Below are 24,391 nucleotides of genomic sequence, written 5' to 3' on the forward strand. Positions count from 1 at the left end.
GGAAAGTCGCAGGATTTCCGCTAGAGATTCATCACCATCGGCTCGGCGATATAGCGGAAGCCGTCGCCCGATTTGACCACATGGCCATAACCCGGCCAGGCAAAGTGATAGGACATCACGGCGGTCTTGTTGGCTGCGAGCATGTCGAGCATCTTCACCCGCGTCGCTGCCGCCATCTTCGGATCGGAGTCATAGGCGAACTCCATGCGCGGCTTCTCCAGCAACAGCACCTGATGATGGGTGAGGTCGCCGAGGAACGCGAAGGACTTTCCGTCCGATTGGATCATGAACATGTGGTGGCCGAACGTATGGCCCGGCGCATGCATGGCGGTAACGCCGGGCAGGAACTCCTGGCCGTCCTTGAAGAACACCAGGCGATCCTTCACCGGCAGCAGGTTCTTGCGCGCATGGACGATGAAGTCCTTGAGCGGCGAACCGAGCTTGCCTTCGTCGGTCCAGAACTTGAAGTCTTCCTCGCTGAGATAGATCTGCGCGTTGGGAAATAGCGCCTTGTCATTGGCATCGACGATGCCGCCGATATGATCGATATGGGCGTGCGAGCACACCACGGCATCGATATCGCCGGGCTTGATACCGGCTTCGGCCATACTTTTCTGCAGGCGACCCGTGGTGTTGCCGAACAGTTGCGACGTGCCCATGCCGGTGTCGAACAGGATCAGTCTGTCGCCCATGTTGATGATCGGCGCGTTCTGTTCGAGCACGACATTGCTGCTGCTGAGGAAATTATCCGTCAGCATCTTCTGCACGTCTTCCTTGGGTACGCCGACGAATGTGCCGGAGGGATCGCCGAGCGGCAAAGGTCCGTCGGAGACAACGGTGACTTCCGCGCTGCCTAACATGAAACGGTGGAAGTAGGGCGCCTGTGTGCCGAGCTTTGGTGCCTTGGCCGATGCGCTGCCGATGAGGCCGGGAGCGAGAAGATTTGCGCCCAAACCAGCGCCGAGCGAGAGCAGGGACCTTCGCGAAACTTCTGAAGTCATGCGTTTCTCCACTGATATGCTTTTGCTTGCCGCCACATGTAACGGGCCGCTCGATTGGTCGAGCGTGCATCGGCATGCTGCGCTTGCCGTCCATGACTGGCAAGCAAAAGCAGCAGGCGGAGAATTGCGACAAATGGAATTCAAACTGCTGCGTCAAGTATTGACGCAGCGCAGCGAGTGACGCGAGCGGAGTTTACTTCCGCTTCGCTTCGATCACGTCCCAGACCCGCGCCGCGACATCCGGTCCGCCAAGCTTGGCGATGGCGCGAATGCCCGTGGGCGACGTCACGTTGATCTCGGTGAGATTGCCATCGATCACGTCGATGCCGACGAACAGCAGACCGAGATCACGCAGTGCCGGTCCGACACGTTCGCAGATTTCGCGCTCACGCGGCGAGAGTTCGGTGGCCTTGGCGGCGCCGCCACGCACCATGTTGGAGCGCAAATCGTCTTCAGCCGGCACGCGGTTCACGGCACCCGCGAATTCGCCGTCGATCAGGATGATGCGCTTGTCACCATGCTTCACTTCGGGGAGGAAGCGCTGGATGACCCACTGCTCCTTGAAGGTCACGGAGAACAGATCGTAGAGCGAACCGAAATTCATGTCCTGCGGCAGCACGCGAAACACCGCTGCGCCGCCATGGCCGTGCAGCGGCTTCATCACCACGGCGCCATGCTCGGCACGAAATGCATTGATCTCGTCCTTGTCGCGCGAGATCAGCGTCGGCGGCATCAGATCCGAGAAGCCCATCACAAAGATCTTCTCCGGCGCGTTGCGCACCGAGGCTGGATCATTGACAACCAGCGTCTTCGGATGGATGCGCTCCAGAAGATGCGTCGAGGTGATGTAAGCGAGATCAAATGGCGGGTCCTGGCGCAGCAGCACCACGTCGAAGGATTCCATGGTGGTGCGGGTGGGCTCACCGAGGGTGAAGTAATCGCCTTCGACGTCGCGCACCGACAGCGATTGCACCGGCGCCACCACGTCATTGCCGCGCAGCGAGAGCTTGTCCGGCGTATAATAGGACAGTCTGTGGCCACGCTTCTGGGCTTCCAGCAGCATCGCGAAGGTCGAATCGCCCTTGTGATTGATGCGCGCGATGGGGTCCATCTGGACGGCGACGTTCAAGGTCATGCTGGGGTCCGGAATTGTGGTCGGGAAAGCGAAAACTCAGGTACTGGCGTCGAATGCCGCTAACAGATGGCGTGGCAAATGTCTTGGCGCAATCAGCACGACGTCGAAACGCAGGTCGAATTCCGCATGTTCGGGATGCGTCATCAGCCAGCCTTGGGCGGCATCCATGATCCGGGCCTGCTGGCGGGGCGTCACCGCATAGGCGGCCTCGTCCAGGCTGGCGCGGGCCTTCACTTCGATAAAGGCGATCAGGCTGCGCTTCCTGGCAACGATGTCGATCTCGCCATGGGGCGTGCGAAAGCGGCGTGCGAGGATGCGGTAGCCCTTGGCCAGCAGCAAAGCGGCAGCGCAGCTTTCGGCGGAGAGGCCGGTATTGAACGCGGCGACGCGCTCCGGCGCAGCCGGCTTGGCTGCGGGCTTCGGGGCGGAGACTTTGTCAGTCTTCGCCATCGCCTGAGTCCCTGTGAATCTCCTTGGCCAGTTCCAGCGCGCGGGCATAGACGGCGCGGCGCGGCCGGCCGGACAGTTCGACCGCATGCGCCACCGCATCCTTGACGCTGTCGCGCTGCAACGAGCTGCGCAGCAGGGCATCGAGATCGTCCTCGGTCATGGCCTGCGCATCCGCAGCCGGTGGCCCGATGACGAGCACGAATTCACCGCGGGTCTCCAGCCCATCGGCCCCCTTGGCCAGATCGACAATGGGTCCACGATTGATCTCTTCATGCATCTTGGTGAGTTCGCGGCAGATCGCCGCATCGCGGTTGCCCATGATGTCCGCGAGATCGGCCAGCGTATCCTGCACGCGGTTGCCGGAGTCGAACATCACCAGCGTGGCATCGATGGCAGCCAGCTCGGTCAGGCGGGATCGCCGCGCCATCTGCCGCGACGGTAAAAAGCCCTCGAAGAAAAAGCGATCGGTCGGCAGGGCAGAGACGGCCAGCGCGGCCAGCACCGAGGATGGCCCCGGCAGTGAAATCACATTGAAGCCTGCTGCGGTCACTTCCCGCACCAGCTTGAAGCCGGGGTCGGAAATCAGTGGCGTGCCGGCATCCGACACCAGCGCGATGGACGCGCCCTGCGACAGCTTTTCAAGAATTTTTGGCCGTGCCTGTTCGGCATTGTGCTCATGATATTGCTTGAGTGTGCCGGTGATCCCGTAGCGCTCGGTCAGGCGGCGGGTGATGCGGGTGTCTTCGCAGGCGATGATGTCGACCCCCGCCAGGGTCTCCAGCGCGCGCAGTGTGATGTCGCCAAGATTGCCGATCGGCGTGGCTACGAGATGCAGCCCCGGAACAGCTTTCGGTGCCATGAGCAGATGGCCGGAGACCGTGAAGGTCCGGGCCGATGGTGCCGCGGCGTCAGCAGTCGATGAGGAGAGGGGTGTTGCGCGCATGGCGACAATGTAGAGCGAATTGCGCCAAAGGGGGACAGCCGTTTTTTCGGCGTTTGGCCATGGTTCATTCCCGTCGTGCTAATCCGGCCGCGGTGACGGGGTATGCCAGACATAAAGCTTTTGTTTTGGTTAACTTATTGCCGACAATATGTCTGAATCCGCGCCTCACACTATATAGTGGGTGACGAGGCGGGCCGATCTGATACGGCCGAAAGAAGAGAAGTGATGGCGGATCCGTTCGACCCCAAATCCGGGACCAAGGGCGCGACGTCGGGCGCAACACGGCGGACGGCTGTCGGCCTGCTGCTGGGCGCGCCGCTGCTCGGGGCCTGCGCGGGTGTGCAATCGACGCTGACCAATGCGTTTGGCACCGGACCGACGGCGCCGTCGGGACCGCCTGCCGGACCGGCGCAGCAGTCGCAAGCCATCGGCACCGGGGGCACGAAAGTCGGACTGATCCTGCCGCTGTCGGCTTCCGGCAATGCTGGCGTCGCCGCGCAGTCGATGAAGAACGCCGCCGAAATGGCGCTCACCGAATTCCAGAATCCCAGCATTCAACTCCTGATCAAGGACGACAATGGCAGCGCGCAGGGCGCGCAGCAGGCCGCCCAGCAGGCGCTCGACGAAGGATCCGAAATCATTCTCGGACCGTTGTTTGCGCTGTCAGTGCCGGCCACCGCGCAGCTCACGCGCGCGCGCAACGTGCCGGTGATCGCGTTCTCGACCGATTCCAGCGTCGCCGGCCGTGGTGTCTATTTGCTCAGCTTCCTGCCCGAGTCCGACGTCAATCGCATCGTCGATTACGCCGCGGGCACGGGCAAACGCTCCTTTGCGGCGATGCTGCCCGAGAACGCCTATGGCAATGTGGTCGAAGTTGCGTTCAAGCAGGCCGTCGCGCGCAAGGGTGGCCGCGTCGTCGCTTTTGAGCGCTATGGTGCTGACCGCTCCAGCGCAGCACGCAACATCGCCGCATCGCTCACCGGCGCCGACGCGTTGTTCATTGCTGACGATGGCGACGCGGTTGTGGCAACGGCCGATGCATTGACCGCGGCCGGTGCCAATCTGCGCAATGTGCAATTGCTCGGCACGGGCCTGTGGGACAATCCGCGCGTCTTCAACAGCGCCGCGCTGCAGGGCGGGCTCTATGCCGCGCCGGATCCCGCAGGGTTTCGTGCATTTGCCGGCCGTTATCGCGCGAAATATGGCGGCGATCCCGTGCGTACAGCGACGCTTGCTTACGATGCGGTGGCGCTGGTCGCCGCTTTGGCGCGCACCCAGGGCGGACAGCGCTTCGCACCTGAAACGCTCACCAATCCATCAGGCTTTGCCGGCATCGATGGCCTGTTCCGGTTCCGCAGCGATGGCGGTAACGATCGCGGCCTCGCCGTGATGAAGGTCGCGTCGGGTGGTGGTCAGGCCGTGGCGGGCTCGCCAAAGAGCTTCGGGGCTTAGCGCCTACGCCGCCAGATCTGCCACAACAGCATCGAGCACAGGGAAGCCCTCCTGCGTCACGCGCAGGCGACCGTTCTGTTCCACGACGATGGCGCCTTCCTCGCGCAGGATCTGGATACGTTTCTCGTCCAGCGCGCGGCCGGATAGCATCTGATAGCGTGCGGGATCGATGCCTTCGGCAAGGCGCAGGCCCATCAGCAGATATTCGTCGGCGCGTTCTTCGCTATTGAGCAACTCATCCGATGTGACACCGTGGCCGTTGTCTTCCACGCGCATTACCCAGGCTTCCGGCCGCTTTTCGGTGGCGATGGCATGTCTGACACCGTCGATGTCAAGGCGGCCATGGGCGCCAGGCCCGATGCCGGCATATTCCTGGCCGCGCCAATAGACGAGATTGTGTTTGCACTCCGCGCCGGGGCGGGCATGATTTGAAATCTCGTAGAACGGCAGGCCCTGCTGCGCGCAGACCTCCTGCGTCACGTCATAAAGCGTACGCGCGAGGCCCTCGTCGGGTGTCTTGAGTTTGCCGGCGGCGTGCAATCCGAAGAACGGCGTGCCTTCCTCGATGGTCAGCTGATACAGTGACAGATGTTCGGCGGCTTCCGAGATCGCGAGCTTGAGTTCGTCGGTCCACATCTGCGGGGTCTGGTCGGGGCGCGCATAGATCAGATCGAACGAATATCGATCGAACGCGCTGCGCGCGATGGCCACGGCATCGAGTGCCTCGCGCGCCGTATGCAAACGTCCGAGCGACTTCAGCGACGCATCGTCGAGTGCCTGTACGCCAAGTGACACGCGGTTGACGCCGGCCTCGCGATAGCCGCGAAAGCGCGTCGCTTCGACGGAGGTCGGGTTGGCTTCGAGTGATACTTCGACGTCGGAGGCGACGTTCCAGTATTTACCGATCGAATCGAGAATAGCGCCGACGGTTTGTGGCTGCATCAGCGACGGCGTACCGCCGCCGAGAAAGATCGACGTCACCGTACGGCCGGGCGTGCGGGCAGCCGTGGTTTCGATCTCCCGTGCGAAGGCCCGCGCGAAACGTACTTCGTCGACGGCGTGATGACGGACGTGGCTGTTGAAGTCGCAATACGGGCACTTCGACAGGCAGAACGGCCAGTGCACATAGACGCCGAAAGCGTCCTGCTGTGCGTCAGCGGGATTCAAGGCAGATCTCCGCGAGTTTCACGAATGCCCTGGCGCGATGCGACAGGCCTTCGCCGAGTGGCGGCAACCCGTGCTTCTCGACCGCGGTCATTTCGCCATAGGTGCGGGTGTGACCATCGGGCAGGAATGTCGGATCGTAGCCGAAGCCGGCAGTGCCGCGTGGTGGCCAGACCAGCGTGCCATGGGCGTGCGCTTCGACTTCCTCGAGATGACCGTCGGGCCACGCCACGCAGAGTGCCGAGACGAAATGCGCGGTGCGCTTGTCAGGCGAGGTCGCGCCGCGCTCCTGCAACAGGCGTTCGATCCGCGTCATCGCGCCGGTGAAGTCCTTGGACTCGCCGGCCCAGCGCGCCGAGAAGATGCCGGGTGCGCCGTCGAGGGCATCGACGACGAGGCCTGAATCATCCGCGAAGGCCGGCAATTGCGCGACATTGGCCGCGGCAATCGCCTTGATGGCGGCATTGGCCTTGAAGGTGTCGCCGGTCTCGTCGGGCTCGGCGAGGTCGAGTTCGCCGGCCGATACTGCTTCGATGCCATAGGGCGCCAGGAGATCGCGCATCTCGGCAAGCTTGCCGGGATTGTGGGTGGCGATGACGAGCTTCCCAGTGATTCGACGATGCATGATGCGAGTCTACGCCTGCTTGATGACTTGCGGAATCACGCGATGGCCATTTTCTGGAGTTCAACCAGACGTCCGACGCCCTTTTGCGCCAGTGCCATCAACTTCAGGAACTCGTCCTGCGTGAACGGCGTTTTTTCGGCGGTGCCCTGCACCTCGATGATGCGGCCGTCGCCGGTCATCACGAAATTGGCGTCGGTGTCGGCTTCGGAATCTTCGGCATAATCGAGATCGAGCACCGGGGTGCCCTGATAGATGCCGCAGGAAATCGCCGCGATATTGTCGCGCAGCACGTTGCCGCCGCCGTTCTTGAACATGTTGCGGTTCTTCATCCACGAGATGCAATCGGCCAGCGCAACCCATGCGCCGGTGATCGACGCCGTGCGGGTGCCGCCATCGGCCTGGATCACGTCGCAGTCGATGGTGATCTGGCGTTCGCCGAGCGCTTCGAGGTCGACGGCAGCGCGCAGCGAGCGGCCGATCAGGCGCTGGATCTCGACGGTGCGGCCGCCCTGCTTGCCGGATGCGGCTTCGCGGCGGGTGCGTTCCAGCGTGGCGCGGGGCAGCATGCCGTATTCGGCGGTGACCCAGCCGCGGCCCTGGCCCTTGAGCCATGGCGGCAGGCGCTCTTCCAGCGTGGCGGTCACCAGCACATGAGTGTCGCCGAATTTCACCATGCAGGAACCTTCGGCATATTTGACCACGCCGCGTTCCAGCGACACGGCACGCAGTTCATCGGGCGCACGACGGCTTGGCCGCATGAGAAAATCCTTCCAAATGTCCAGAGAAAGCCTGTTCGCGGTGCTTTTAGGGGGCACGGAGCGTAGCGGCAAGGGCAGGGCAGGTTCCACAACCGCAATGGTGCTTGTATCCGGGGGCTCGGGGCGACAGATTAGGTTCTCAAGGAGTACCCTGTGGCCCACCACGATCCGATCGGCCTGATTTCGCCGCATGCCGGGCTCGCCCAGCTCAATGAGCGATCGCGTGAGATCTTCCGGCAGATCGTCGAGAGCTATCTCGCCACCGGCGAACCTGTCGGTTCGCGCAACATTTCGCGCCTGATCACGGTTCCGCTGTCGCCGGCCTCGGTCCGCAACGTCATGTCGGACCTAGAGCAGCTCGGCCTCATCTATGCGCCGCATACCTCTGCAGGACGGCTGCCGACCGAACTCGGACTGCGGTTTTTTGTCGATGCCTTGATGCAGGTCGGTGACCTCACCGAGCCGGAGCGGCAATCGATCCAGCAGCAACTGTCTTCTGTGGGGCGCTCGCAGACGGTGGAGGCGGCGCTCGGCGAGGCGCTGACGCAGCTGTCCGGACTTACCCGCGCGGCGGCGGTGGTTCTGACCGCCAAGTCCAATGTGCGGCTGAAACACATCGAATTCGTCCGTTTAGAGCCCGAAAAGGCGCTGGTCGTGCTGGTTGCCGAGGATGGCCAGGTCGAAAACCGCGTGCTGACCCTGCCGCCGGGCGTGCCGTCGTCGGCGCTGAACGAGGCGTCGAACTTCCTCAATGCCCGGATTCGCGGCCGCACGCTGGCTGAGGCCCGGCTGGAGCTGGAGACGGCGCTGACCCAGAACCAGATCGAGCTCGATCAGTTGACCCAGAAGGTCATTGCCGCCGGCATTGCCAGCTGGTCGGGTGGCGAGAAGGACGATCGGCAGCTGATCGTGCGTGGCCAGGCCAATCTGCTCGAGGATCTCCATGCGCTGGAGGATCTTGAACGCGTTCGCCTCCTGTTCGACGATCTCGAAGCCAAGCGCGAGGTGATCGACCTTCTCGGCAGGGCGGAGACGGCCGAAGGTGTCCGCATCTTCATCGGCTCGGAAAACAAGCTGTTCTCGCTGTCCGGCTCGTCCACGATCATTGCGCCCTACAGCGATGGCGCCGGCCATATTGTCGGCGTTCTCGGTGTCATCGGGCCGACCCGGCTGAACTATGCGCGGGTGATCCCGATGGTAGATTACGCGGCGCGCATCGTCAGCCGCATGCTCGGGGGCTGACAGATCGGCCGAATCCGGCCGGTTGTGCTTGATTTTCGGCGCTCAAACCCCGATATCCCGCTCAGCAATCCCACCATTTTGGCGTGTTTTTGAGAAGGCAGCGTGATGACTGATTCCAATGGGCAGAACGACAATCAGGACAAGACGGCAGCGGCCGCCGATCCGGTGGTCTCCAAGCCCTACATCATGCCGGACGATCCGGAACCGAATTCGGTCGAGGCCCTGACCAAGGAAGCAGCGGAATCGCGCGACAAGATGCTGCGCACGCTGGCGGAGATGGAAAACCTGCGGAAGCGGACCCAGAAGGAAGTCGCGGACGGCCGCACCTATGCGATCGCCAATTTCGCGCGCGAAGTGCTCGATATCGCCGACAGCCTGCAGCGTGCGCTGGACGCCGTGCCTGCCGACACCAAGGCCGCGGCCGATCCGGGCCTGAAGGCGCTCCTCGAAGGTGTCGAGCTTACCGAGCGTTCGCTGCTCAACACGCTGGAAAAGAACGGCGTGAAGAAGTTCGATCCGTCGGGCGAGAAGTTCGATCCGAATTTCCAGCAGGCGATGTACGAAGTGCCCGATGCTTCCGTGCCTGCGGGCACCGTCGTTCAGGTCGTGCAGGCCGGTTATACCATCGGCGAGCGCGTGCTGCGCCCGGCGCTGGTCGGCGTGTCGAAGGGCGGCGCCAAGGCTGCACCTGTAGCGTCGGAATAAAGCTGTGTAGTAGGAGCTGGATCGTCCGGTCAAGCCGGGCGATGACAGCGAGAGTTAAGCCGCCAGCTCGCCCGACTGGATCCGCTTCACGCCGGCCTTGTTCATGTCGGCCCAAGCCTTGGCCAGCGAGCCCTGCGTGTCGATGCCACGGCAGGCATCTTCGATCACATAGACATCGAAACCTGCTTTTCGCGCATCAAGGGCGGACCACGCGACACAGAAATCTGTGGCGAGACCGGCGATGAACACGCGCTGCAATTTGCGGGCTTTCAGATAGGCGGCGAGACCGGTGGTGGTCTTCCCGTCGGCCTCGGTGAAGGCCGAATAGCTGTCGACGTCCTTGTTGAAGCCCTTGCGCAGGATCAGCTCGGTATGCGGGATGGCGAGATCCTTCGAGAGCGCAGCCCCTTCAGTGCCCTGCACGCAGTGATCCGGCCACAGCACCTGCTTGCCGTATTTCACATCGGTGGTCTCAAACGGCTTCTTGCCGCTGTGGCTGGACGCGAAGGAGATATGGCCGGGCGTGTGCCAGTCCTGCGTCATCACCACGTCGGCGAATTTCTTCGCGATGGCGTTGATGACCGGCACGACCTTATCGCCGTCCTTCACCGCAAGGCTGCCACCGGGCAGGAAGCAGTTCTGCACGTCAATCACCAGCAGGACGGATGTGCGGTCGAGGCTAACCTTGCCGGCGGCGGACAGTGTTTTGGGAGCTAGGCTGGTCATGGCCATGGTTCCAAGCCCTCCGAGAATTTGACGTCTGTTGAGCATCGCGAAATTCCCCGTACCGAATTGGCCCAGCAAATCAGGTCACGTGGAGATCGTAAAGCGGGCCGTGAGGACGGCCGTGCGTTCTTTAGCGCGGCTCGATACCGTCGCGCACGGCGCGGAAGCGCGGAAACGCCTTGGCCCAATCGTCACGTGGGGCGCTTGCGATAATGCGCATGGTGACCTTGCCGCCGCCGAAGCGCAGCCACTGCACAACGCTGACCGGCGTGTTGTTCTTGCCGCTGACGGCGTCGATACGGGTCTCCCAGCCTGCCATGCCGTCGATCCGTTGCGGCTCCGACATGGTGATGCGGCCTTCGCGCAGGCCGGGAATCGTGCCCGCGGCCTGCTGGGCAAAGCGGCCGCGATCTTCAGCCTTTTCCGGCGCGGAGGCCAGGCTGCCGATCACCACAAAAGGACTCGTTTCGATGCTGTTCTCGTCGCTCGAGTCGGCCAGCAATAGCGCGGCACCCGGCGCCAGCGTGCGGACGGTCTTGAAGTCGCTCATTTCCGAGACCTTGAACGGCATCAGACCGAGTTGCTCTGCCAGCGGGACTTCCTTGCGGACCACGGCGGATGAGAGCATCTGGCGCACCGCGTCGTCGGTGTAGATTTTCTGGGCGTTTTCCGGGACCTGCACGGCGACATAGCCGGAGAAGGTCCCGCCGCCGACGATCATCGAATAGCGCCTGACATTGCCGGTCGCGTCCTTGGCGTTCTCGATCGTGTAGAAGGCCTTTCCGGCCGTGGTCTCGATGCTCTCGGGCTTCGCGGCCATACCAGCCGGATTGGCCTTGAACGCGATCTCAACCTCGTTGAAGGCGGCGGCTGGTAGCTCGGTCATGAGCACCTTAACGCCCTGATCGGAGGTCTCGAAGCCGACAAAGGTCTTTGCCGGGGCGAGGCCGACCAGCGGGGCCAGACCCACGCGGACCCCCGGCGGGAAAATCGGATCGGCCGCCAAAGCGGGACGGTGGGCGACCGAAATGGCCGTCAGCATGGTCAAGGCGAACAGGGGCGCAGCATGTTTCATGAAAAATCTACTGGGTTTGCATTGAGGCTGTTCGATGGTGCGGGGCTCCGGCCTTGGTCGCCGCGCGCCCGGTCGGAAAGGGCTTTCACGGTTGCCCTGTTCCGCCAACAGATCAAGCCATAAATCCGTTCCCGGCGCCGTCCGCGCCCATCCGTCGCGTATTGGCGAAACAACCGCCAAGGGTCTGTTTCACCAAATATTAATTTCGCGCATCGGTCGTGTTTTCATGGGTCTGGAGTGTGCCAGATGCCTTGCGGCCACCACCCCCCCTCCTATATGAGGCCTACCGTCGCAATATCGCGAATAGTTGATGTTTGGGGGTTGGGAGCGGGGTGCCGTCAGGGCCCAGCCAACCTGCCGCAGAAAAAGGATATGAGAGCATGGGAAAGGTCATCGGTATCGACCTCGGTACGACGAATTCCTGCGTCGCCGTCATGGATGGCAAAACGCCGAAGGTCATCGAGAACGCGGAAGGCATGCGGACCACGCCGTCCATCGTGGCTTTTACCGATGATGGCGAGCGCCTCGTCGGCCAGCCGGCCAAGCGCCAGGCAGTTACCAATCCCGAGCGCACCATTTTCGCGGTGAAGCGCCTGATCGGCCGCCGCTATGACGATCCGACCGTCGAGAAGGACAAGAAGCTCGTCCCCTACAAGATTGCCAAAGGTGGCAATGGCGACGCCTGGGTCGAAGTCGACGGTAAAACCTATTCGCCCTCGCAGATCTCCGCCTTCACGCTGCAGAAGATGAAGGAGACCGCGGAGGCTCATCTCGGCCAGAAGGTCGAGCAGGCCGTCATCACCGTGCCCGCTTACTTCAACGACGCCCAGCGTCAGGCCACCAAGGATGCCGGCAAGATCGCTGGCCTCGAAGTGCTGCGCATCATCAACGAGCCGACTGCGGCTGCGCTCGCTTACGGCCTCGACAAGTCGAAGTCCGGCACCATCGCGGTGTATGACCTCGGCGGCGGCACCTTCGACGTCTCGATCCTTGAGATCGGCGACGGCGTGTTCGAAGTGAAGTCCACCAACGGCGACACGTTCCTCGGCGGTGAAGACTTCGACATGCGTCTGGTCGGCTACCTCGCCGACGAGTTCAAGAAAGAGCAGGGCATCGACCTGCGCAACGACAAGCTGGCTCTGCAGCGCCTGAAGGAAGCTGCTGAAAAAGCGAAGATCGAGCTGTCGTCGACGACCCAGACCGAAATCAACCTGCCGTTCATCACGGCGGATGCCTCCGGTCCGAAGCATCTGACGTTGAAGCTGACCCGCGCCAAGTTCGAAGCGCTGGTCGACGATCTCGTGCAGAAGACCATCGAGCCTTGCCGCAAGGCGCTCAAGGATGCCGGCCTCACCGCCGGTGAAATCGGCGAAGTGGTTCTGGTCGGCGGCATGATCCGCATGCCGAAGATCCAGGAAGTCGTGAAGCAGTTCTTCGGCAAGGAGCCCCACAAGGGCGTCAACCCGGACGAAGTCGTGGCCATCGGCGCCGCCATTCAGGCCGGCGTGCTGCAGGGCGACGTGAAGGACGTGCTGCTGCTCGACGTGACCCCGCTGTCGCTGGGCATCGAGACGCTGGGTGGCGTGTTCACCCGGATCATCGAGCGCAACACAACGATCCCGACCAAGAAGAGCCAGGTATTCTCGACGGCCGAGGACAACCAGAACGCCGTCACCATCCGGGTCTTCCAGGGTGAGCGCGAAATGGCGGCCGACAACAAGCCGCTCGGCCAGTTCGACCTGATGGGCATTCCGCCCGCTCCGCGCGGCATGCCGCAGGTCGAGGTGACCTTCGACATCGACGCCAACGGCATCGTCAACGTGTCGGCGAAGGACAAGGCGACCAACAAGGAACAGCAGATCCGGATTCAGGCATCCGGCGGTCTGTCCGAGTCCGACATCCAGAAGATGGTCAAGGACGCCGAAGCCAACGCTGCCGAGGACAAGAAGCGTCGTGAGGCTGTCGATGCCAAGAACCACGGCGATGCCCTCGTGCATTCGACCGAGAAGGCTCTCGGCGAGCATGGCGATAAGGTCGGTGAGACCGAGCGCCGCGCCATCGAGGATGCCATGAGCGACCTGAAGGAAGCTCTGAAGGGTGATGATGCCGAGGCGATCAAGGCCAAGACCAACACGCTGGCGCAAGCTTCGATGAAGCTCGGCGAAGCGATGTACACCCAGCAGGCCGAGGCTGACGCCAAGCGCGACGCCGAGAAGGATGACGTGGTCGACGCCGAGTTCACGGAAGTCGACGACGACAAGCCGAAGAAGTCGGCCTGATAGGCGAGCGGAACGATGACCCTCATCCTGAGTAGCGCGGTGCGCGTCTCGAAGGATGAGGGTTGTTTTTTTGTTAGGCCGGCCTTGTTAGGCAAGTTTTGTTAGTGCGGGAGTAGCATCTTGATCGATGCGTTCTTCTGGGATGCTCCTCGGGATGAGGACCAATTTCGGGCGGATCTGACTGATGTCCACCAAGCAATGTTATTACGAGACGTTGGAAGTCGAGCGCGGCGCGAATGATGCGACCCTGAAGACGTCGTTTCGCAAGCTTGCGATGAAATGGCATCCGGACAAGAATCCAGGCGATGCCGCCGCTGAAGTGAAGTTCAAAGAAATTGCCGAGGCCTACGACGTTCTCAAGGACGGCGACAAGCGCGCGGCCTATGACCGTTATGGCCATGCGGCCTTCGAACAGGGCAATGGTGGCGGCGGTGGTCCGGGCTTTGGATCCGGCTTCGCCTCCTCCTTCTCCGACATTTTCGAAGACCTGTTCGGCATGGCCGGACAGCGCGGCGGTGGCCGCAGCGGCGGCCGCGAGCGCGGGGCAGATCTTCGCTACAACATGGAAATCACGCTGGAGGAGGCTTACTCCGGCAAGACCGCACAGATCGAGATTCCGGTCGCGGTGACCTGCGAAGCCTGCTCCGGCACCGGCGCCAAGGCAGGAACCAAGCCGAAGGCCTGTTCGACCTGCGGCGGTGCCGGCCGCGTCCGTCAGGCCCAGGGCTTCTTCACGCTGGAAAGGACCTGCCCGAGCTGTCAGGGCCGGGGTCAGATGATCGAGGATCCGTGCCCGAGCTGCTCCGGCGCCGGCCGCGTCGAGCGCGAGCGCACGCTCTCGGTCAACATTCCGGCGGGCGTCGAGGACGGCACCCGCATTCGTCTTGCCAATGAAGGCGAAGCCGGCGCGCGCGGTGGTCCGTCGGGCGATCTCTATATTTTCCTGTCGCTGGCCTCGCACGACTTCTTCCAGCGCGATGGCGCGGACCTGCATTGCCGCGTGCCGATCTCGATGGTGACCGCGGCGCTGGGCGGTGAATTCGAAGTGCCGACCATCGAAGGCGGACGCAACAAGGTCAAGGTTCCCTCGGGCACCCAGTCCGGGCGCCGCTTTCGCGTTTCGTCGAAGGGCATGCCGGTGCTGCGCTCGCGCCAGACCGGCGACATGTATGTCCAGGTCGTCGTGGAAACGCCGCAGAACCTGACGAAAAAGCAGCAGGAGCTGCTGGCCGAATTCGAGAAACTATCTTCGGGTGCAACGCAACCTGAAGCCGCGGGTTTCTTCACTAAGGTCAAGGACTTCTTCGGAACGCGGACAAGCTCCTGACGTTGGAAGCTTGACCGTTTCTATTGTTGCCTATACCTCTTTATGACGAAATTCTGACGTTCCGCACGTTCCGCGGTCTGCCTGGAAGCGACATGCCTCTGCACTCGTCCGCGCGTACGTTGAAGAAGCCGCTCCGTCTCGACGACGAGGTTCGCTTCCTCCGTTCATGGATCGATAAGCCGCTGCATATGGGTGCCGTGATGCCGTCGGGCAAAGCTCTTGCCCGCACGATGGCGCAATATGTCGATAATGACGCGACCGGTCCGGTCATCGAACTTGGACCCGGCACCGGCGCGATCACCTCTGCGCTCGTCGCGCATGGGGTGGACCAGAAGCGTCTGGTGCTCGTCGAATTCAATCCCACCTTTTGCGCACTGCTGCGTGAGCGCTACCCACAGGCGACGATCGTTCAGGGCGACGCCTACACATTGCGCGATACCCTGTGGGATGTGCTGAAAGAGCCCGCCTCCGCCGTCGTCTCCGGCCTGCCGCTGGTCACCAAGCCGATGCTGACGCGCCTCAAGCTGATCCGCGATGCCTTCGCGGCGATGTCGCCGAACGCGCCCTTCGTGCAGTTCACCTATTCGGTGGCGCCGCCGATCCCCAAATCGCTGCCCGGCGTGTCCACAGAGGCCTCCGAGCGGATCTGGATGAACCTTCCGCCGGCGCGCGTCTGGGTGTATCGCAAACGCTAGTGCCGGCCGCGATCGCGCGGTGGCTTCGCCCCGACGATCGGAATCATGGCTGCGATCAAGATCCTCGTTATTCCAGGCTCGCTGCGCACAGGGTCGCTGAATGCGAAACTCGCGGCTGTCGCCATTGACGCGCTGGTTCGCGCCGATGTCGATGCCACCAGGATTTCGCTCGGCGACTTTCCGCTGCCGATCTATGACGGCGACCTCGAGAGCAATTCCGGCGTACCGAAACATGCGCTCGATCTGAAGCGTATGATATCGGCGCATCATGGTGTGCTGATCGTGACGCCTGAATACAACGCGTCGCTGCCGCCGCTGGTGAAGAATACGATCGACTGGATCTCGCGCGTGGAAGATACGCATGAGAGCAAGGGCCAGGTGTTTCGCGAGCGGCCGTTTGCGATTGCGGCGGCTTCGAATGGGCGGCTTGGCGGTGCGCGCTGTTTGCAGGCCTTGCGGCTGGTGCTGTCGGCGTGTCGCGCGATGGTGATCCCGAACCAGCTCACGCTGGCGTTCGCCGGTGAGGCCTATGACGATATGGACCGGCTGAAACACGCCGCCGACAAGGATGCGATGACGGCGATGGTGCGCCAGCTTATCGATGTCGCGCAGCAGATGAAGTGAGACGAGATGACGTTGCAGACCATTGATCCCCGCGACCGCCTGATCGTCGCGCTCGATTTGCCGGATGTTGACGCTGCCGAAGCGATGATCGCGCGGCTCGGCGACAGCGTGACTTTCTACAAGATCGGCTATCAGCTCGGCTATGCTGGTGGTCTGCCGCTGGTGCGCAAGCTCGCCGATACCGGAAAGAAGGTGTTCGCCGATCTGAAGATGCACGACATCGGCAACACCGTCGCGCGCGGCGTGGAAAGCGTGGCGAAGCTCGGCGCGACCTTTCTCACCGTGCATGGCTATCCGCAGACCATGCAGGCGGCGGCCAATGCCAGCAAGGGCTCCGGCCTGAAGATCCTCGCGGTGACAGTACTGACCTCGTACGACAACGAGGATCTGAAGGCCGCGGGCTATCAACTCGGTGTCAGCGATCTCGTCGCCGCGCGCGCGCAGCAGGCGCAGGCGCTCGGTATCGATGGCCTCGTCTGCTCGCCGGAAGAGGCGGCGAACCTGCGCAAGCATATCAAGCCTGAGATGTGTCTGGTCACGCCCGGTGTGCGCCCTGCGGGCAGTGACGTGGGCGATCAGAAGCGGATCATGACCCCGGCACGCGCGATTGCCGAAGGTTCGGACTATCTGGTGGTCGGCCGTCCGGTAATGGAAGCTGCTGATCCGAAGGCTGCGGCCGAGGCGATCGTCGCCGAAATTACGCAGGCACTGGCGAACAAGTAAGAACGGGACAGGGAGAGAGACAGATGGCCAAGGCTTACTGGATTGCACGCGTCGACGTGCACAATATGGACGGCTACAAGCAATACGTGGCCGAGAACGGCCCGGTCTTCAATAAATTCGGGGCCAAATTCCTGGTGCGCGGTGGTCAGTTCGAGGCCAAGGAAGGCACGTCGCGCTCGCGCAATGTTGTGCTCGAATTCAAGGACTACGCGACCGCGCTAGCCTGTTACAATTCGCCGGAATACCAGCGGTTGGTCGCGATGCGCAGCCCGCACGGCGAGAGCGATCTCGTGATCATCGAGGGGTATGACGGTCCGCAGCCTTGAGCGGCAGGGCCTTAAGCATGTGTTTGATCTGATTGGTATCTAAGGACTTTAGGTACCGTGGGCGTGTTGCCGCCGTGGCAACGCGCCGCTATACCGCCTTGAGATACTGAGGATCGTTCAATGTCCGATATGAGACTGATCGTTGCTGGCGCCGGCGGCCGAATGGGCCGCGCGCTGATCCGCACCATCTCCGAAACCCCCGGCGCTGTCGTTTCCGGTGCGCTCGAGGCGCCCGGCTCGGAGCTGCTCGGACAGGATGCCGGCGTGCTCGCCGGCCTGCCCGAGAACGGCGTCAAACTCTCGGCCGACCTCTGGACGCTGTCGAAGGATGCCGATGGTATCCTTGATTTCACGGTGCCTGCGGCGACCATCGCCAATGTTGCGATCGCAGCCCAGCGCGGCCTCGTTCACGTGATCGGCACCACCGGCCTGTCGTCGTCGGACAACGCGGTGATCAAGAGCGTGACCGGTCAGGCCATCGTCGTGCAGTCGGGTAATATGAGCCTCGGCGTCAATCTGCTCGCCGCGCTGGTGAAGCGCGTTGCGCAGTCGCTCGATGACGGCTTCGACATCGAAGTGCTGGAGATGCATCACAAGGCCAAGATCGACGCGCCCTCGGGCACGGCTTTCATGCTGGGTCAGGCTGCTGCCGAGGGTCGCAAGATTCCGCTCGAGCAACATTCGGCGCGTGGCCGCGACGGGCTCACCGGCGCGCGCAAAACCGGCGATATCGGCTTTGCCTCGTTGCGCGGCGGTACTGTCGCTGGCGATCATACGGTGATCTTCGCCGGTCCCCATGAACGCATCGAGCTGTCGCACAAGGCCGAGGATCGCATGATCTTCGCCCATGGTGCGCTGAAGGCGGCGATGTGGGCGCATGGAAAAAAGCCAGGTTTGTACTCGATGGCTGACGTGCTCGGCCTTGGTGAAATGTAAGAAGAACGAAACGGAATTCTCGATGAACGAACGTCTTCTCGTCCTCGTCCGTCATGGACAGAGCGAATGGAATCTGAAGAACCTTTTCACCGGCTGGAAAGATCCTGATCTCACCGAGAAGGGCGTCGCAGAGGCCAAGGAAGCCGGCCGCAAGCTGAAGGCGCAGGGTCTGACCTTCGATGTCGCGTTCACCTCGGCGCTGACCCGCGCGCAGCACACGCTCAATCTCGCACTGGAAGAGATGGGCCAGACCGGCCTGCCGATCACGAAACATCTGGCGCTGAACGAGCGCGATTACGGTGATCTCTCCGGCCTCAATAAGGACGACGCCCGCGCCAAATGGGGCGAGGAGCAGGTCCATGTCTGGCGTCGTTCCTATGACGTGCCGCCGCCCGGTGGCGAGAGCCTGAAGGATACGCTGGCGCGCACGCTGCCGTATTTCGTGCAGGAAATCCTGCCCTGCGTGCTGCGCGGCGAACGCACGCTGGTAGCGGCCCACGGCAATTCGCTGCGTGCCCTGATCATGGTGCTGGAGAAGCTGACGCCGGAAGGCATTCTGGCGCGGGAGCTCGCGACCGGCGTGCCGGTGATCTATCGGCTCAATGCCGATGCGACGGTGGCGTCGAAACTCGATCTGGCGGGTTGATCGACGCGCTCGGTTGCGTGGCGCGGCTAGCGCGCCATCGCAGCCGACACGAAATCCGAGATCGCATCGAGAAAGACGTCCGGCTTCTGCAATTGCGGGACATGCGCGCAGCCCGGAAGCAGGATCAGCCGTGCATCAGGTAGTCCGGCAGCAAGCTCTCTGGACATCGGTGGTGGCGTCGCTTCATCGTGCTCGCCGACCAGTACCAGCACCGGCACTTTGACGGTCCCGATCTCAGGCCGGAGGTCCAGCGTCGCCAGGGACTCGCAGGCACTCTGAAACACGCCGGGATCCGTGCGCAAAAAGGCCTCGCGGCGATCGCGCATCAGCTCCGGGTTCTGTTCCTGAAATTCAGCGGCGAACAAGCGTCGCATCGCGACATCGGTAACCGCCGGCAATCCCTTGGTCGATGCTGCCGTCGCCATGTTGCGGAACGCCTCGCGGCCGGATTCGGAAAACGCTGCGCCGCAATCGGCGAGAACCAGACGGCCTGCAATGCCGGGATGGCGGATCGCCATCTGCAAGGCAACGAAACCGCCATAGCCGTTACCGAGCACGATCGTGTCCGCGCCGTCGCCGCAGTCCCTGACGGCCTCCGCCACGCGGTCCGCTACGGCCGCCAGTCCGCCGCTTACGGCGTCTGATCCCCCAAAACCCGGCAATTCGGGAACGATGACACGGTGGGTCTTGGCCAGCGACGGCACGATGCTGTCGAAGCTTGCCCGGTCAGACAGCAGCGAGTGAAGCAGCACGATGGCCGGTCCTTCGCCGAATTGCGCTGCATTGACGGTGCCGTTTGCCAAGCGCCGATCTGCCATTTTTGCCTCTCCCGTCAAAAGCTTGCAGCCCGCAGCCTGATCGGCTGTCGCATCCGCCTGTCCTGTTGTGTCCCGGACCGGACCCTAAAAGCAAGGCCTCGATCGCGCAAATCTGACTTGACGTGATATTTCACGAGATGCATCTTTGTCGGAGAATCAGAGGAAATATCCGTGCTTCTTCGAGATAATGTCTACAATAGCCTCAGGTCTGATATCCTGATGTGTCGCTTTCTGCCAGGCGATGATATGCGGGAGCAGGAGCTTGCGGAGCGCTATGCGGTCAGCCGCCAGCCCGTACGTGAGGCTTTGCTGCGGTTGGAGCGCGAGCATCTCGTGACGGTGCAGCCGCGCCAGGGTTATCGGGTCAATCCGATCTCGATCTCGGACGCCCGGGACCTGTTGCGGTTTCGCTATGCGGTCGAGCCGGCCTGTGTGTCGGAAGCGATCGAGCACGCCTCGGACAACATCCTGCGCGGATTGGACCAGTACAGGTCGTTCGACGGCTCGGCGGAAGATTTCATCGATTATAACCGCGCCTTCCACATCGCGCTGGCACAGGCGTCCGGCAACCGGCGCATGGCGTCGGCCGCGCGCGATCTGATCGAACAGGCCGACCGGCTAGTGCGCGTCAGCATCGCCAACGTCAAGGGCCGCGATCACATGCAGCTCGTGGGCGAGCACGTCAGCCTGATCGACGCCATGCAGCGCCGCGACCAGCGCGGCGCTGCGCGCATCATCAAGGCTCACATCGAGAAAACAGAAAAGCGCGTGCTGCCTGCCTTGGCGCGTAACGCGATCATCGTCGAAGGGAGAGATCTATGAACATTCCAACAAAAACAGGCTCCATCGATGTCGAGATCCACGGCAATTTCGTCGATGGCCGCGAAATCGAAGCCGGCAACGGCGAGATGATCGATGTGCGGAACCCGGCTACGGGCGACGTCATCGCGCGAATCCCCAATTCGACCACGGCCGATATCGATCATGCGATGAAGAGCGCGCGTGCGGCGTTCGAAGGACGCGCCTGGGGTGGCATGGATACACGTGCCCGTGCGCGCCTGATCAATAAGCTCGCCGATGCGTTCGAGGCCAACCTAGACACGCTGTATCGGCTGGAAACGTTGAACAACGGCCGTCCAGTCAACGAGACACGTGCGCAGCTCGCGCGCCTCCCGGACTTCTTCCGCTACTTCGCGGGCGTCGCCCTGGCGCGGCGCGATTCCGTCATTCCGGTTGAAGGCGCGTATCTCAACTATACGCTGCGCACGCCGATCGGGATCGTGGCGAACTGTACGCCGTTCAATCATCCGCTGATGATCCTGTGCAAGTCGCTGGCTGCCGTTCTGGCCACCGGTTGCGTCACCGTCGTCAAGCCGTCGGAATATACGCCCCTGACCACGTTGAAGCTCGCGCAGATCTTCACCGAAGCCGGCCTGCCGCCGGGCGTATTTAATATCGTGCTCGGCTACGGCCCGAGCGCCGGCAAGATGCTGTCCGAACACCCTGACATCAACAAGCTGGTGCTGACCGGTGGCACTGAAGCGGGGCGCATCGCCGGATCATCCGCGGCGAAAGTGTTCGCGCATCAGACCATGGAGCTCGGCGGCAAGACGCCTGTCATGGTGTTCGACGATTTCGAAGTCGATCAGGCAGTGAACTACGCTGCCTTCGGTGCCTTCATCGGTGCTGGCCAGACTTGCGTCTGCGCTTCCAGGCATATCGTGCAGGCCTCGATCTACGACGAGTTCGTCGCGAAGCTACAGGCCAAGACGAAGTCTATCCGTATCGGCGATCCGTTCGATCCCAACACGCAGCTCGGCCCGGTCATCTCGGCGCGCCAGCGTGACCGCGTGCTGTCCTATGCGCGTTTTGGCCACGAGGATGGCGCCCGGCTGGTTGCTGGTGGCGTTGCGGCAAAGATAGCCGGTCACGAAAACGGGTTCTTTGTGGAGCCCACGGTATTCGCCGATGTTCGGTCGGACATGCGCATCTTTCAGGAAGAGGTGTTCGGTCCGTTCACATCTGTCACGCCGTTCAAGGACGAGGCCGATGCGTTGCGTCTGGCCAATGATTCTCCGTTCGGCTTGGCCGCGGCGATCCGCACCCGTGACGTCGCTCGCGCGCATCGCGTGGCCGGCCGCGTCAAGGCGGGCATCGTCTGGATCAATGATCATCATCGCCTCGATCCAGCATCGCCCTGGGGCGGCGTGGACGACAGTGGCATCGGCCGTGAATGCGGCACCGAAAGCTTCGATGATCACTTCAACACCAAGAGCGTGATGGTGGCGACGGGCGATGACCCGTTCGACTGGTATCGCGACACGGCGGGGCAGAAGCGACTGAACTAGAGCAAAGCGATCGCCAACAGATCCCCCACAGAGGGACGGCGCTAATCGATATGGAAACAAACAGGGAGAGACGACGATGCCGACATCAGTAAATGCGGGCGGCCGGTTGGACCGGCTGCCGATCGGACCGTTCCACTACCGCATCATGACGTTGATCGGGATTGGAATGTTCTTCGATGGCTTTGACATCTATATCGCAGGAACAGTGCTCGGCGTGACGCTCAAGAGCGGCTTCTCAACACTCGCCGAGAATGCGCTGTTCATTTCGGCGACGTTCTTCGGAATGATGCTCGGCTCGTTCGGCACCGGCTTTCTCGGCGATCGCTACGGCCGTCGGTTCTCCTACCAGTTCAATCTGCTGTTGTTCGGCGTGGCATCGCTTGCGGCGGCATTCGCACCAAACATGACCATCCTGATCCTGTGCCGCTTCGTGATGGGCCTCGGACTCGGTGCCGAAAACGTGGTCGGCTACTCGACGATGACCGAGTTCGTTCCCGCGCGTTCGCGCGGCAAGTATCTGGGGCTGATGGCCGTCTGCGTCGTCAGTGGCCTGCCGGTGGCGCTACTGGTGGCCTCGTTCGTGGTGCCGATGTTCGGATGGCGCGCCATGTTCGTGCTTGGCGGCATCGGTGCGCTAGTGGTCTGGTACATGCGCAAGAACCTGCCGGAGTCGCCGCGCTGGCTCGAGGCCGTCGGCCGCCGCGAGGAGGCAGAGGCGCTCATGCAGAAGATCGAGAGCGAGGCCGCCCAAGGCAAGCCGCTGCCGCCGGTGACCACGGTCCCGACCGTGCAGGCGTCCGGCCAGCTGTCGTCGCTATTCGCGCCCCCACTGCTGTCGCGTATGATCGTCGGTTCGATCTGCCTGATCACCATCAACACATTGCTGTATGGCTTCGTGACCTGGCTGCCGGTGTTCTTCATCAAACAGGGATTGAGTGTCGCCACGTCGTTCAGTTACTCGCTACTGATGGCGCTGGGTGCTCCGGTCGGCTCGGCCATCGGCGCGCTGACGGCCGACCGTTGGGGCCGCAAGCCGACCATCATCGGTTCGTCGCTGATCGCGGTGGTGTTGGGCATCATCTATCCGATGATTTCCGATCCGCTTCTGCTGCCAGCGGTCGGTTTCGCGCTCACGATCCCGATCTATGTGCTGGTTGCGTTGCTGTTCGGCATCTATATCCCCGAACTGTTCCCCACCGAAGTGCGCTTGCGGGCGTCGGGGATCGTCAACACGCTGGGGCGCGGCGCAACCATCGTGACGCCGTTCTTGGTGGTGACCCTGTTCGAGGCGCGCGGCGTTGCGGGCGTAATGGCGCTGATGATCGGATTGCTGGTGCTGCAGATCATCACGGTGTGGGCGTTCGGCATTGAGCCACGGAACCGCAGCCTTGAAGAAATGAAGACCGACGAATCCTCAGCGCCCGTGCTGAAGGAAGCGTCTTAGTCGTTCAGTCCAATGGGCCGCAGGAAACTGCGGCCCATTGCTGCTAATTCGCTCCCACCTGTCCGGCTTCCCAGCCGATCATGGCCTGCTTCCGTGTAATGCCCCAATGATAACCCGTCAGCGCGCCGGATTTACCGAGCGCGCGATGGCACGGCACCACGAAGGAAATCGGGTTCTTGCCCACGGCCGCGCCGACGGCGCGTGAGGCCTTCGGGTTGTCGATCTTGCAGGCGATATCCGAATAGCTGACCGCACGACCCATCGGGATCTTCAGCAGCGTTTCCCAGACGCGGACTTCGAAATCCGTCCCGATCAACACCACCCGCAGCGGCTGGTCCGGGCGCCACAGCTTGCTGTCGAAGATGCGCTGCGCCAGTCCGGCCGTGCCGGGAGTGTCCTCAATCAATGTGGCCGCCGGCCAGCGCCGGCTCATGTCGGCGAAAGCGCGCTGTTCGTCGCCCGGATCGGAGAAAGCGAGACCCGCAAGGCCGCGGTCGCTGGCGATCACGATCGCGGTGCCGAACGGTGAGGGATGGAAGCCGTAGCGCAACTCCATGCCGGCGCCGCCGGTTTTCCATTCTCCGGGTGACATCGCTTCATGGGTTACGAAGAGATCGTGCAGCCGGCCCGGGCCGGAAAGGCCTGAGTCGAGCGCGGCGTCGAGGACGCTGGCGGAATCGCGCAGCAGGTGCTTGGCGTGGTCGAGCGTCAGCGCCTGCATGAACGCTTTCGGTGTCAGTCCCGCCCAGCGGCGGAACAGGTGATGCAACTCGTCCGGCGTCACGCTCGCGGCATCCGCCACGGCCTCGATGTTCGGCTGGTCCCGCCACTGCGAGTGCATGAAGCCGATGGCGCGGCGTACGGAATCGTAATCGCGCAGGGCCGCGTCGCGCTGGCCCGGCTTGATCGGGCGATGCTCAGTCATCGCTAGGTCTCTGGCAAGATTCAT

Annotated in this window: 26 protein-coding genes; 15 read left to right on the forward strand and 11 right to left on the reverse strand. The window is 62.6% G+C overall.

Annotation, left to right across the window (positions count from 1 at the left end; all coding sequences use genetic code 11):
* Nucleotides 1-20: 20 nt before the first annotated feature.
* Nucleotides 21-1,001 carry an MBL fold metallo-hydrolase gene (locus AB8B02_RS24945; protein ID WP_439065435.1) on the reverse strand — a complete coding sequence of 327 codons (981 nt, stop codon included), beginning with the start codon at nucleotides 999-1,001 and terminating at the stop codon, nucleotides 21-23.
* Between AB8B02_RS24945 and AB8B02_RS24950 the strand changes: the two genes are divergently transcribed.
* Nucleotides 1,000-1,182 (forward strand): hypothetical protein, encoded by a 183-nt coding sequence (locus AB8B02_RS24950; protein ID WP_439065436.1) that lies wholly within the window; start codon nucleotides 1,000-1,002, stop codon nucleotides 1,180-1,182. The two genes, AB8B02_RS24945 and AB8B02_RS24950, sit on opposite strands and share 2 nt — an antisense overlap.
* 12 nt (nucleotides 1,183-1,194) lie before the next feature.
* Here AB8B02_RS24950 and gshB read toward each other — a convergent pair whose 3' ends face one another.
* From gshB to rsmI, 3 genes are read right to left on the reverse strand one after another with little or no spacing between them, the layout of a single operon-like run.
* Complete coding sequence (gene gshB, locus AB8B02_RS24955; protein WP_439065437.1) at nucleotides 1,195-2,136, reverse strand: glutathione synthase; 942 nt, start codon at nucleotides 2,134-2,136, stop codon at nucleotides 1,195-1,197.
* A 36-nt stretch (nucleotides 2,137-2,172) separates the two neighbouring features.
* A complete protein-coding gene (locus AB8B02_RS24960; protein WP_439065438.1) occupies nucleotides 2,173-2,586 on the reverse strand; it encodes a YraN family protein in 414 nt (137 codons plus the stop codon).
* Nucleotides 2,573-3,529 carry a 16S rRNA (cytidine(1402)-2'-O)-methyltransferase gene (gene rsmI / locus AB8B02_RS24965; protein WP_439065439.1) on the reverse strand — a complete coding sequence of 319 codons (957 nt, stop codon included), beginning with the start codon at nucleotides 3,527-3,529 and terminating at the stop codon, nucleotides 2,573-2,575. The genes AB8B02_RS24960 and rsmI overlap by 14 nt, the downstream gene beginning before the upstream one ends.
* Before the next feature lie 225 nt (nucleotides 3,530-3,754).
* Here rsmI and AB8B02_RS24970 point away from each other — a divergent pair, with 225 nt between their 5' ends.
* Nucleotides 3,755-4,981 (forward strand): penicillin-binding protein activator, encoded by a 1,227-nt coding sequence (locus AB8B02_RS24970; protein ID WP_093757821.1) that lies wholly within the window; start codon nucleotides 3,755-3,757, stop codon nucleotides 4,979-4,981.
* Nucleotides 4,982-4,984: 3 nt separating this feature from the next.
* Here the strand turns inward: AB8B02_RS24970 and hemW are convergent, their stop codons facing one another.
* The 3 genes from hemW to rph are packed head-to-tail and all read right to left on the reverse strand — an operon-like array spanning nucleotide 4,985 to nucleotide 7,528.
* Nucleotides 4,985-6,148: a radical SAM family heme chaperone HemW gene (gene hemW / locus AB8B02_RS24975; RefSeq protein ID WP_093757822.1), complete on the reverse strand. Its 1,164-nt coding sequence runs from the start codon at nucleotides 6,146-6,148 to the stop codon at nucleotides 4,985-4,987.
* Nucleotides 6,135-6,770 (reverse strand): RdgB/HAM1 family non-canonical purine NTP pyrophosphatase, encoded by a 636-nt coding sequence (gene rdgB, locus AB8B02_RS24980; RefSeq protein ID WP_439065440.1) that lies wholly within the window; start codon nucleotides 6,768-6,770, stop codon nucleotides 6,135-6,137. Before rdgB ends, hemW begins: the two co-directional genes overlap by 14 nt.
* Before the next feature lie 35 nt (nucleotides 6,771-6,805).
* Nucleotides 6,806-7,528 carry a ribonuclease PH gene (gene rph / locus AB8B02_RS24985; protein ID WP_093757824.1) on the reverse strand — a complete coding sequence of 241 codons (723 nt, stop codon included), beginning with the start codon at nucleotides 7,526-7,528 and terminating at the stop codon, nucleotides 6,806-6,808.
* Between the two features lie 153 nt (nucleotides 7,529-7,681).
* Here rph and hrcA point away from each other — a divergent pair, with 153 nt between their 5' ends.
* Together hrcA and grpE are read left to right on the forward strand one after the other, a co-directional pair.
* Nucleotides 7,682-8,770 (forward strand): heat-inducible transcriptional repressor HrcA, encoded by a 1,089-nt coding sequence (gene hrcA, locus AB8B02_RS24990; RefSeq protein ID WP_068730256.1) that lies wholly within the window; start codon nucleotides 7,682-7,684, stop codon nucleotides 8,768-8,770.
* 105 nt (nucleotides 8,771-8,875) lie between these two features.
* Entirely contained in the window at nucleotides 8,876-9,475 is a 600-nt protein-coding gene (gene grpE, locus AB8B02_RS24995) for a nucleotide exchange factor GrpE (protein ID WP_175369366.1), read from the forward strand.
* Between the two features lie 54 nt (nucleotides 9,476-9,529).
* On the opposite strand, the gene pncA is transcribed toward grpE, so the two are convergent.
* Together pncA and AB8B02_RS25005 are read right to left on the reverse strand one after the other, a co-directional pair.
* Nucleotides 9,530-10,246: a bifunctional nicotinamidase/pyrazinamidase gene (gene pncA / locus AB8B02_RS25000; RefSeq protein WP_439065441.1), complete on the reverse strand. Its 717-nt coding sequence runs from the start codon at nucleotides 10,244-10,246 to the stop codon at nucleotides 9,530-9,532.
* A gap of 85 nt (nucleotides 10,247-10,331) precedes the next feature.
* Nucleotides 10,332-11,276 (reverse strand): hypothetical protein, encoded by a 945-nt coding sequence (locus AB8B02_RS25005; RefSeq protein ID WP_439065442.1) that lies wholly within the window; start codon nucleotides 11,274-11,276, stop codon nucleotides 10,332-10,334.
* 380 nt (nucleotides 11,277-11,656) lie between these two features.
* Between AB8B02_RS25005 and dnaK the strand changes: the two genes are divergently transcribed.
* From dnaK to AB8B02_RS25045, 8 genes are all read left to right on the forward strand, one after another.
* On the forward strand, nucleotides 11,657-13,555 hold the full coding sequence (dnaK, locus tag AB8B02_RS25010; RefSeq protein WP_068730261.1) for a molecular chaperone DnaK: 1,899 nt from the start codon (nucleotides 11,657-11,659) through the stop codon (nucleotides 13,553-13,555).
* 184 nt (nucleotides 13,556-13,739) lie between these two features.
* Nucleotides 13,740-14,882: a molecular chaperone DnaJ gene (dnaJ, locus tag AB8B02_RS25015; protein ID WP_089263665.1), complete on the forward strand. Its 1,143-nt coding sequence runs from the start codon at nucleotides 13,740-13,742 to the stop codon at nucleotides 14,880-14,882.
* 92 nt (nucleotides 14,883-14,974) lie between these two features.
* Nucleotides 14,975-15,577 carry a class I SAM-dependent methyltransferase gene (locus AB8B02_RS25020; protein ID WP_093757830.1) on the forward strand — a complete coding sequence of 201 codons (603 nt, stop codon included), beginning with the start codon at nucleotides 14,975-14,977 and terminating at the stop codon, nucleotides 15,575-15,577.
* Between the two features lie 45 nt (nucleotides 15,578-15,622).
* Nucleotides 15,623-16,201 carry an NADPH-dependent FMN reductase gene (locus AB8B02_RS25025; protein ID WP_093757831.1) on the forward strand — a complete coding sequence of 193 codons (579 nt, stop codon included), beginning with the start codon at nucleotides 15,623-15,625 and terminating at the stop codon, nucleotides 16,199-16,201.
* Nucleotides 16,202-16,207: 6 nt separating this feature from the next.
* Nucleotides 16,208-16,924, forward strand: coding sequence for an orotidine-5'-phosphate decarboxylase (gene pyrF / locus AB8B02_RS25030; protein WP_089263059.1), 717 nt, complete (start codon nucleotides 16,208-16,210; stop codon nucleotides 16,922-16,924).
* A 23-nt stretch (nucleotides 16,925-16,947) separates the two neighbouring features.
* Nucleotides 16,948-17,250, forward strand: coding sequence for a DUF1330 domain-containing protein (locus AB8B02_RS25035; protein ID WP_068730266.1), 303 nt, complete (start codon nucleotides 16,948-16,950; stop codon nucleotides 17,248-17,250).
* 120 nt (nucleotides 17,251-17,370) lie between these two features.
* Entirely contained in the window at nucleotides 17,371-18,186 is an 816-nt protein-coding gene (dapB, locus tag AB8B02_RS25040; RefSeq protein WP_089263057.1) for a 4-hydroxy-tetrahydrodipicolinate reductase, read from the forward strand.
* A 22-nt stretch (nucleotides 18,187-18,208) separates the two neighbouring features.
* Entirely contained in the window at nucleotides 18,209-18,832 is a 624-nt protein-coding gene (locus AB8B02_RS25045; protein ID WP_089263055.1) for a 2,3-bisphosphoglycerate-dependent phosphoglycerate mutase, read from the forward strand.
* A gap of 26 nt (nucleotides 18,833-18,858) precedes the next feature.
* On the opposite strand, the gene AB8B02_RS25050 is transcribed toward AB8B02_RS25045, so the two are convergent.
* Entirely contained in the window at nucleotides 18,859-19,650 is a 792-nt protein-coding gene (locus AB8B02_RS25050; RefSeq protein WP_120287701.1) for an alpha/beta fold hydrolase, read from the reverse strand.
* Between the two features lie 171 nt (nucleotides 19,651-19,821).
* Here AB8B02_RS25050 and AB8B02_RS25055 point away from each other — a divergent pair, with 171 nt between their 5' ends.
* The 3 genes from AB8B02_RS25055 (at nucleotide 19,822) to AB8B02_RS25065 (ending at nucleotide 23,442) form a co-directional block, all read left to right on the forward strand.
* The gene (locus tag AB8B02_RS25055) at nucleotides 19,822-20,472 is read left to right on the forward strand and encodes a GntR family transcriptional regulator (RefSeq protein WP_320446131.1); all 651 of its coding nucleotides are present in this window, start codon (nucleotides 19,822-19,824) and stop codon (nucleotides 20,470-20,472) included.
* On the forward strand, nucleotides 20,469-21,998 hold the full coding sequence (locus AB8B02_RS25060; RefSeq protein ID WP_439065443.1) for an aldehyde dehydrogenase: 1,530 nt from the start codon (nucleotides 20,469-20,471) through the stop codon (nucleotides 21,996-21,998). The genes AB8B02_RS25055 and AB8B02_RS25060 overlap by 4 nt, the downstream gene beginning before the upstream one ends.
* 76 nt (nucleotides 21,999-22,074) lie before the next feature.
* Nucleotides 22,075-23,442, forward strand: coding sequence for an MFS transporter (locus tag AB8B02_RS25065; RefSeq protein ID WP_089263047.1), 1,368 nt, complete (start codon nucleotides 22,075-22,077; stop codon nucleotides 23,440-23,442).
* 43 nt (nucleotides 23,443-23,485) lie between these two features.
* Here AB8B02_RS25065 and AB8B02_RS25070 read toward each other — a convergent pair whose 3' ends face one another.
* Nucleotides 23,486-24,367: a methylated-DNA--[protein]-cysteine S-methyltransferase gene (locus AB8B02_RS25070; protein ID WP_414716825.1), complete on the reverse strand. Its 882-nt coding sequence runs from the start codon at nucleotides 24,365-24,367 to the stop codon at nucleotides 23,486-23,488.
* Nucleotides 24,368-24,391 lie beyond the last annotated feature (24 nt).

This window comes from Tardiphaga sp. 862_B3_N4_1 (genome assembly GCF_051811085.1).
Taxonomy (GTDB): domain Bacteria; phylum Pseudomonadota; class Alphaproteobacteria; order Rhizobiales; family Xanthobacteraceae; genus Tardiphaga; species Tardiphaga robiniae.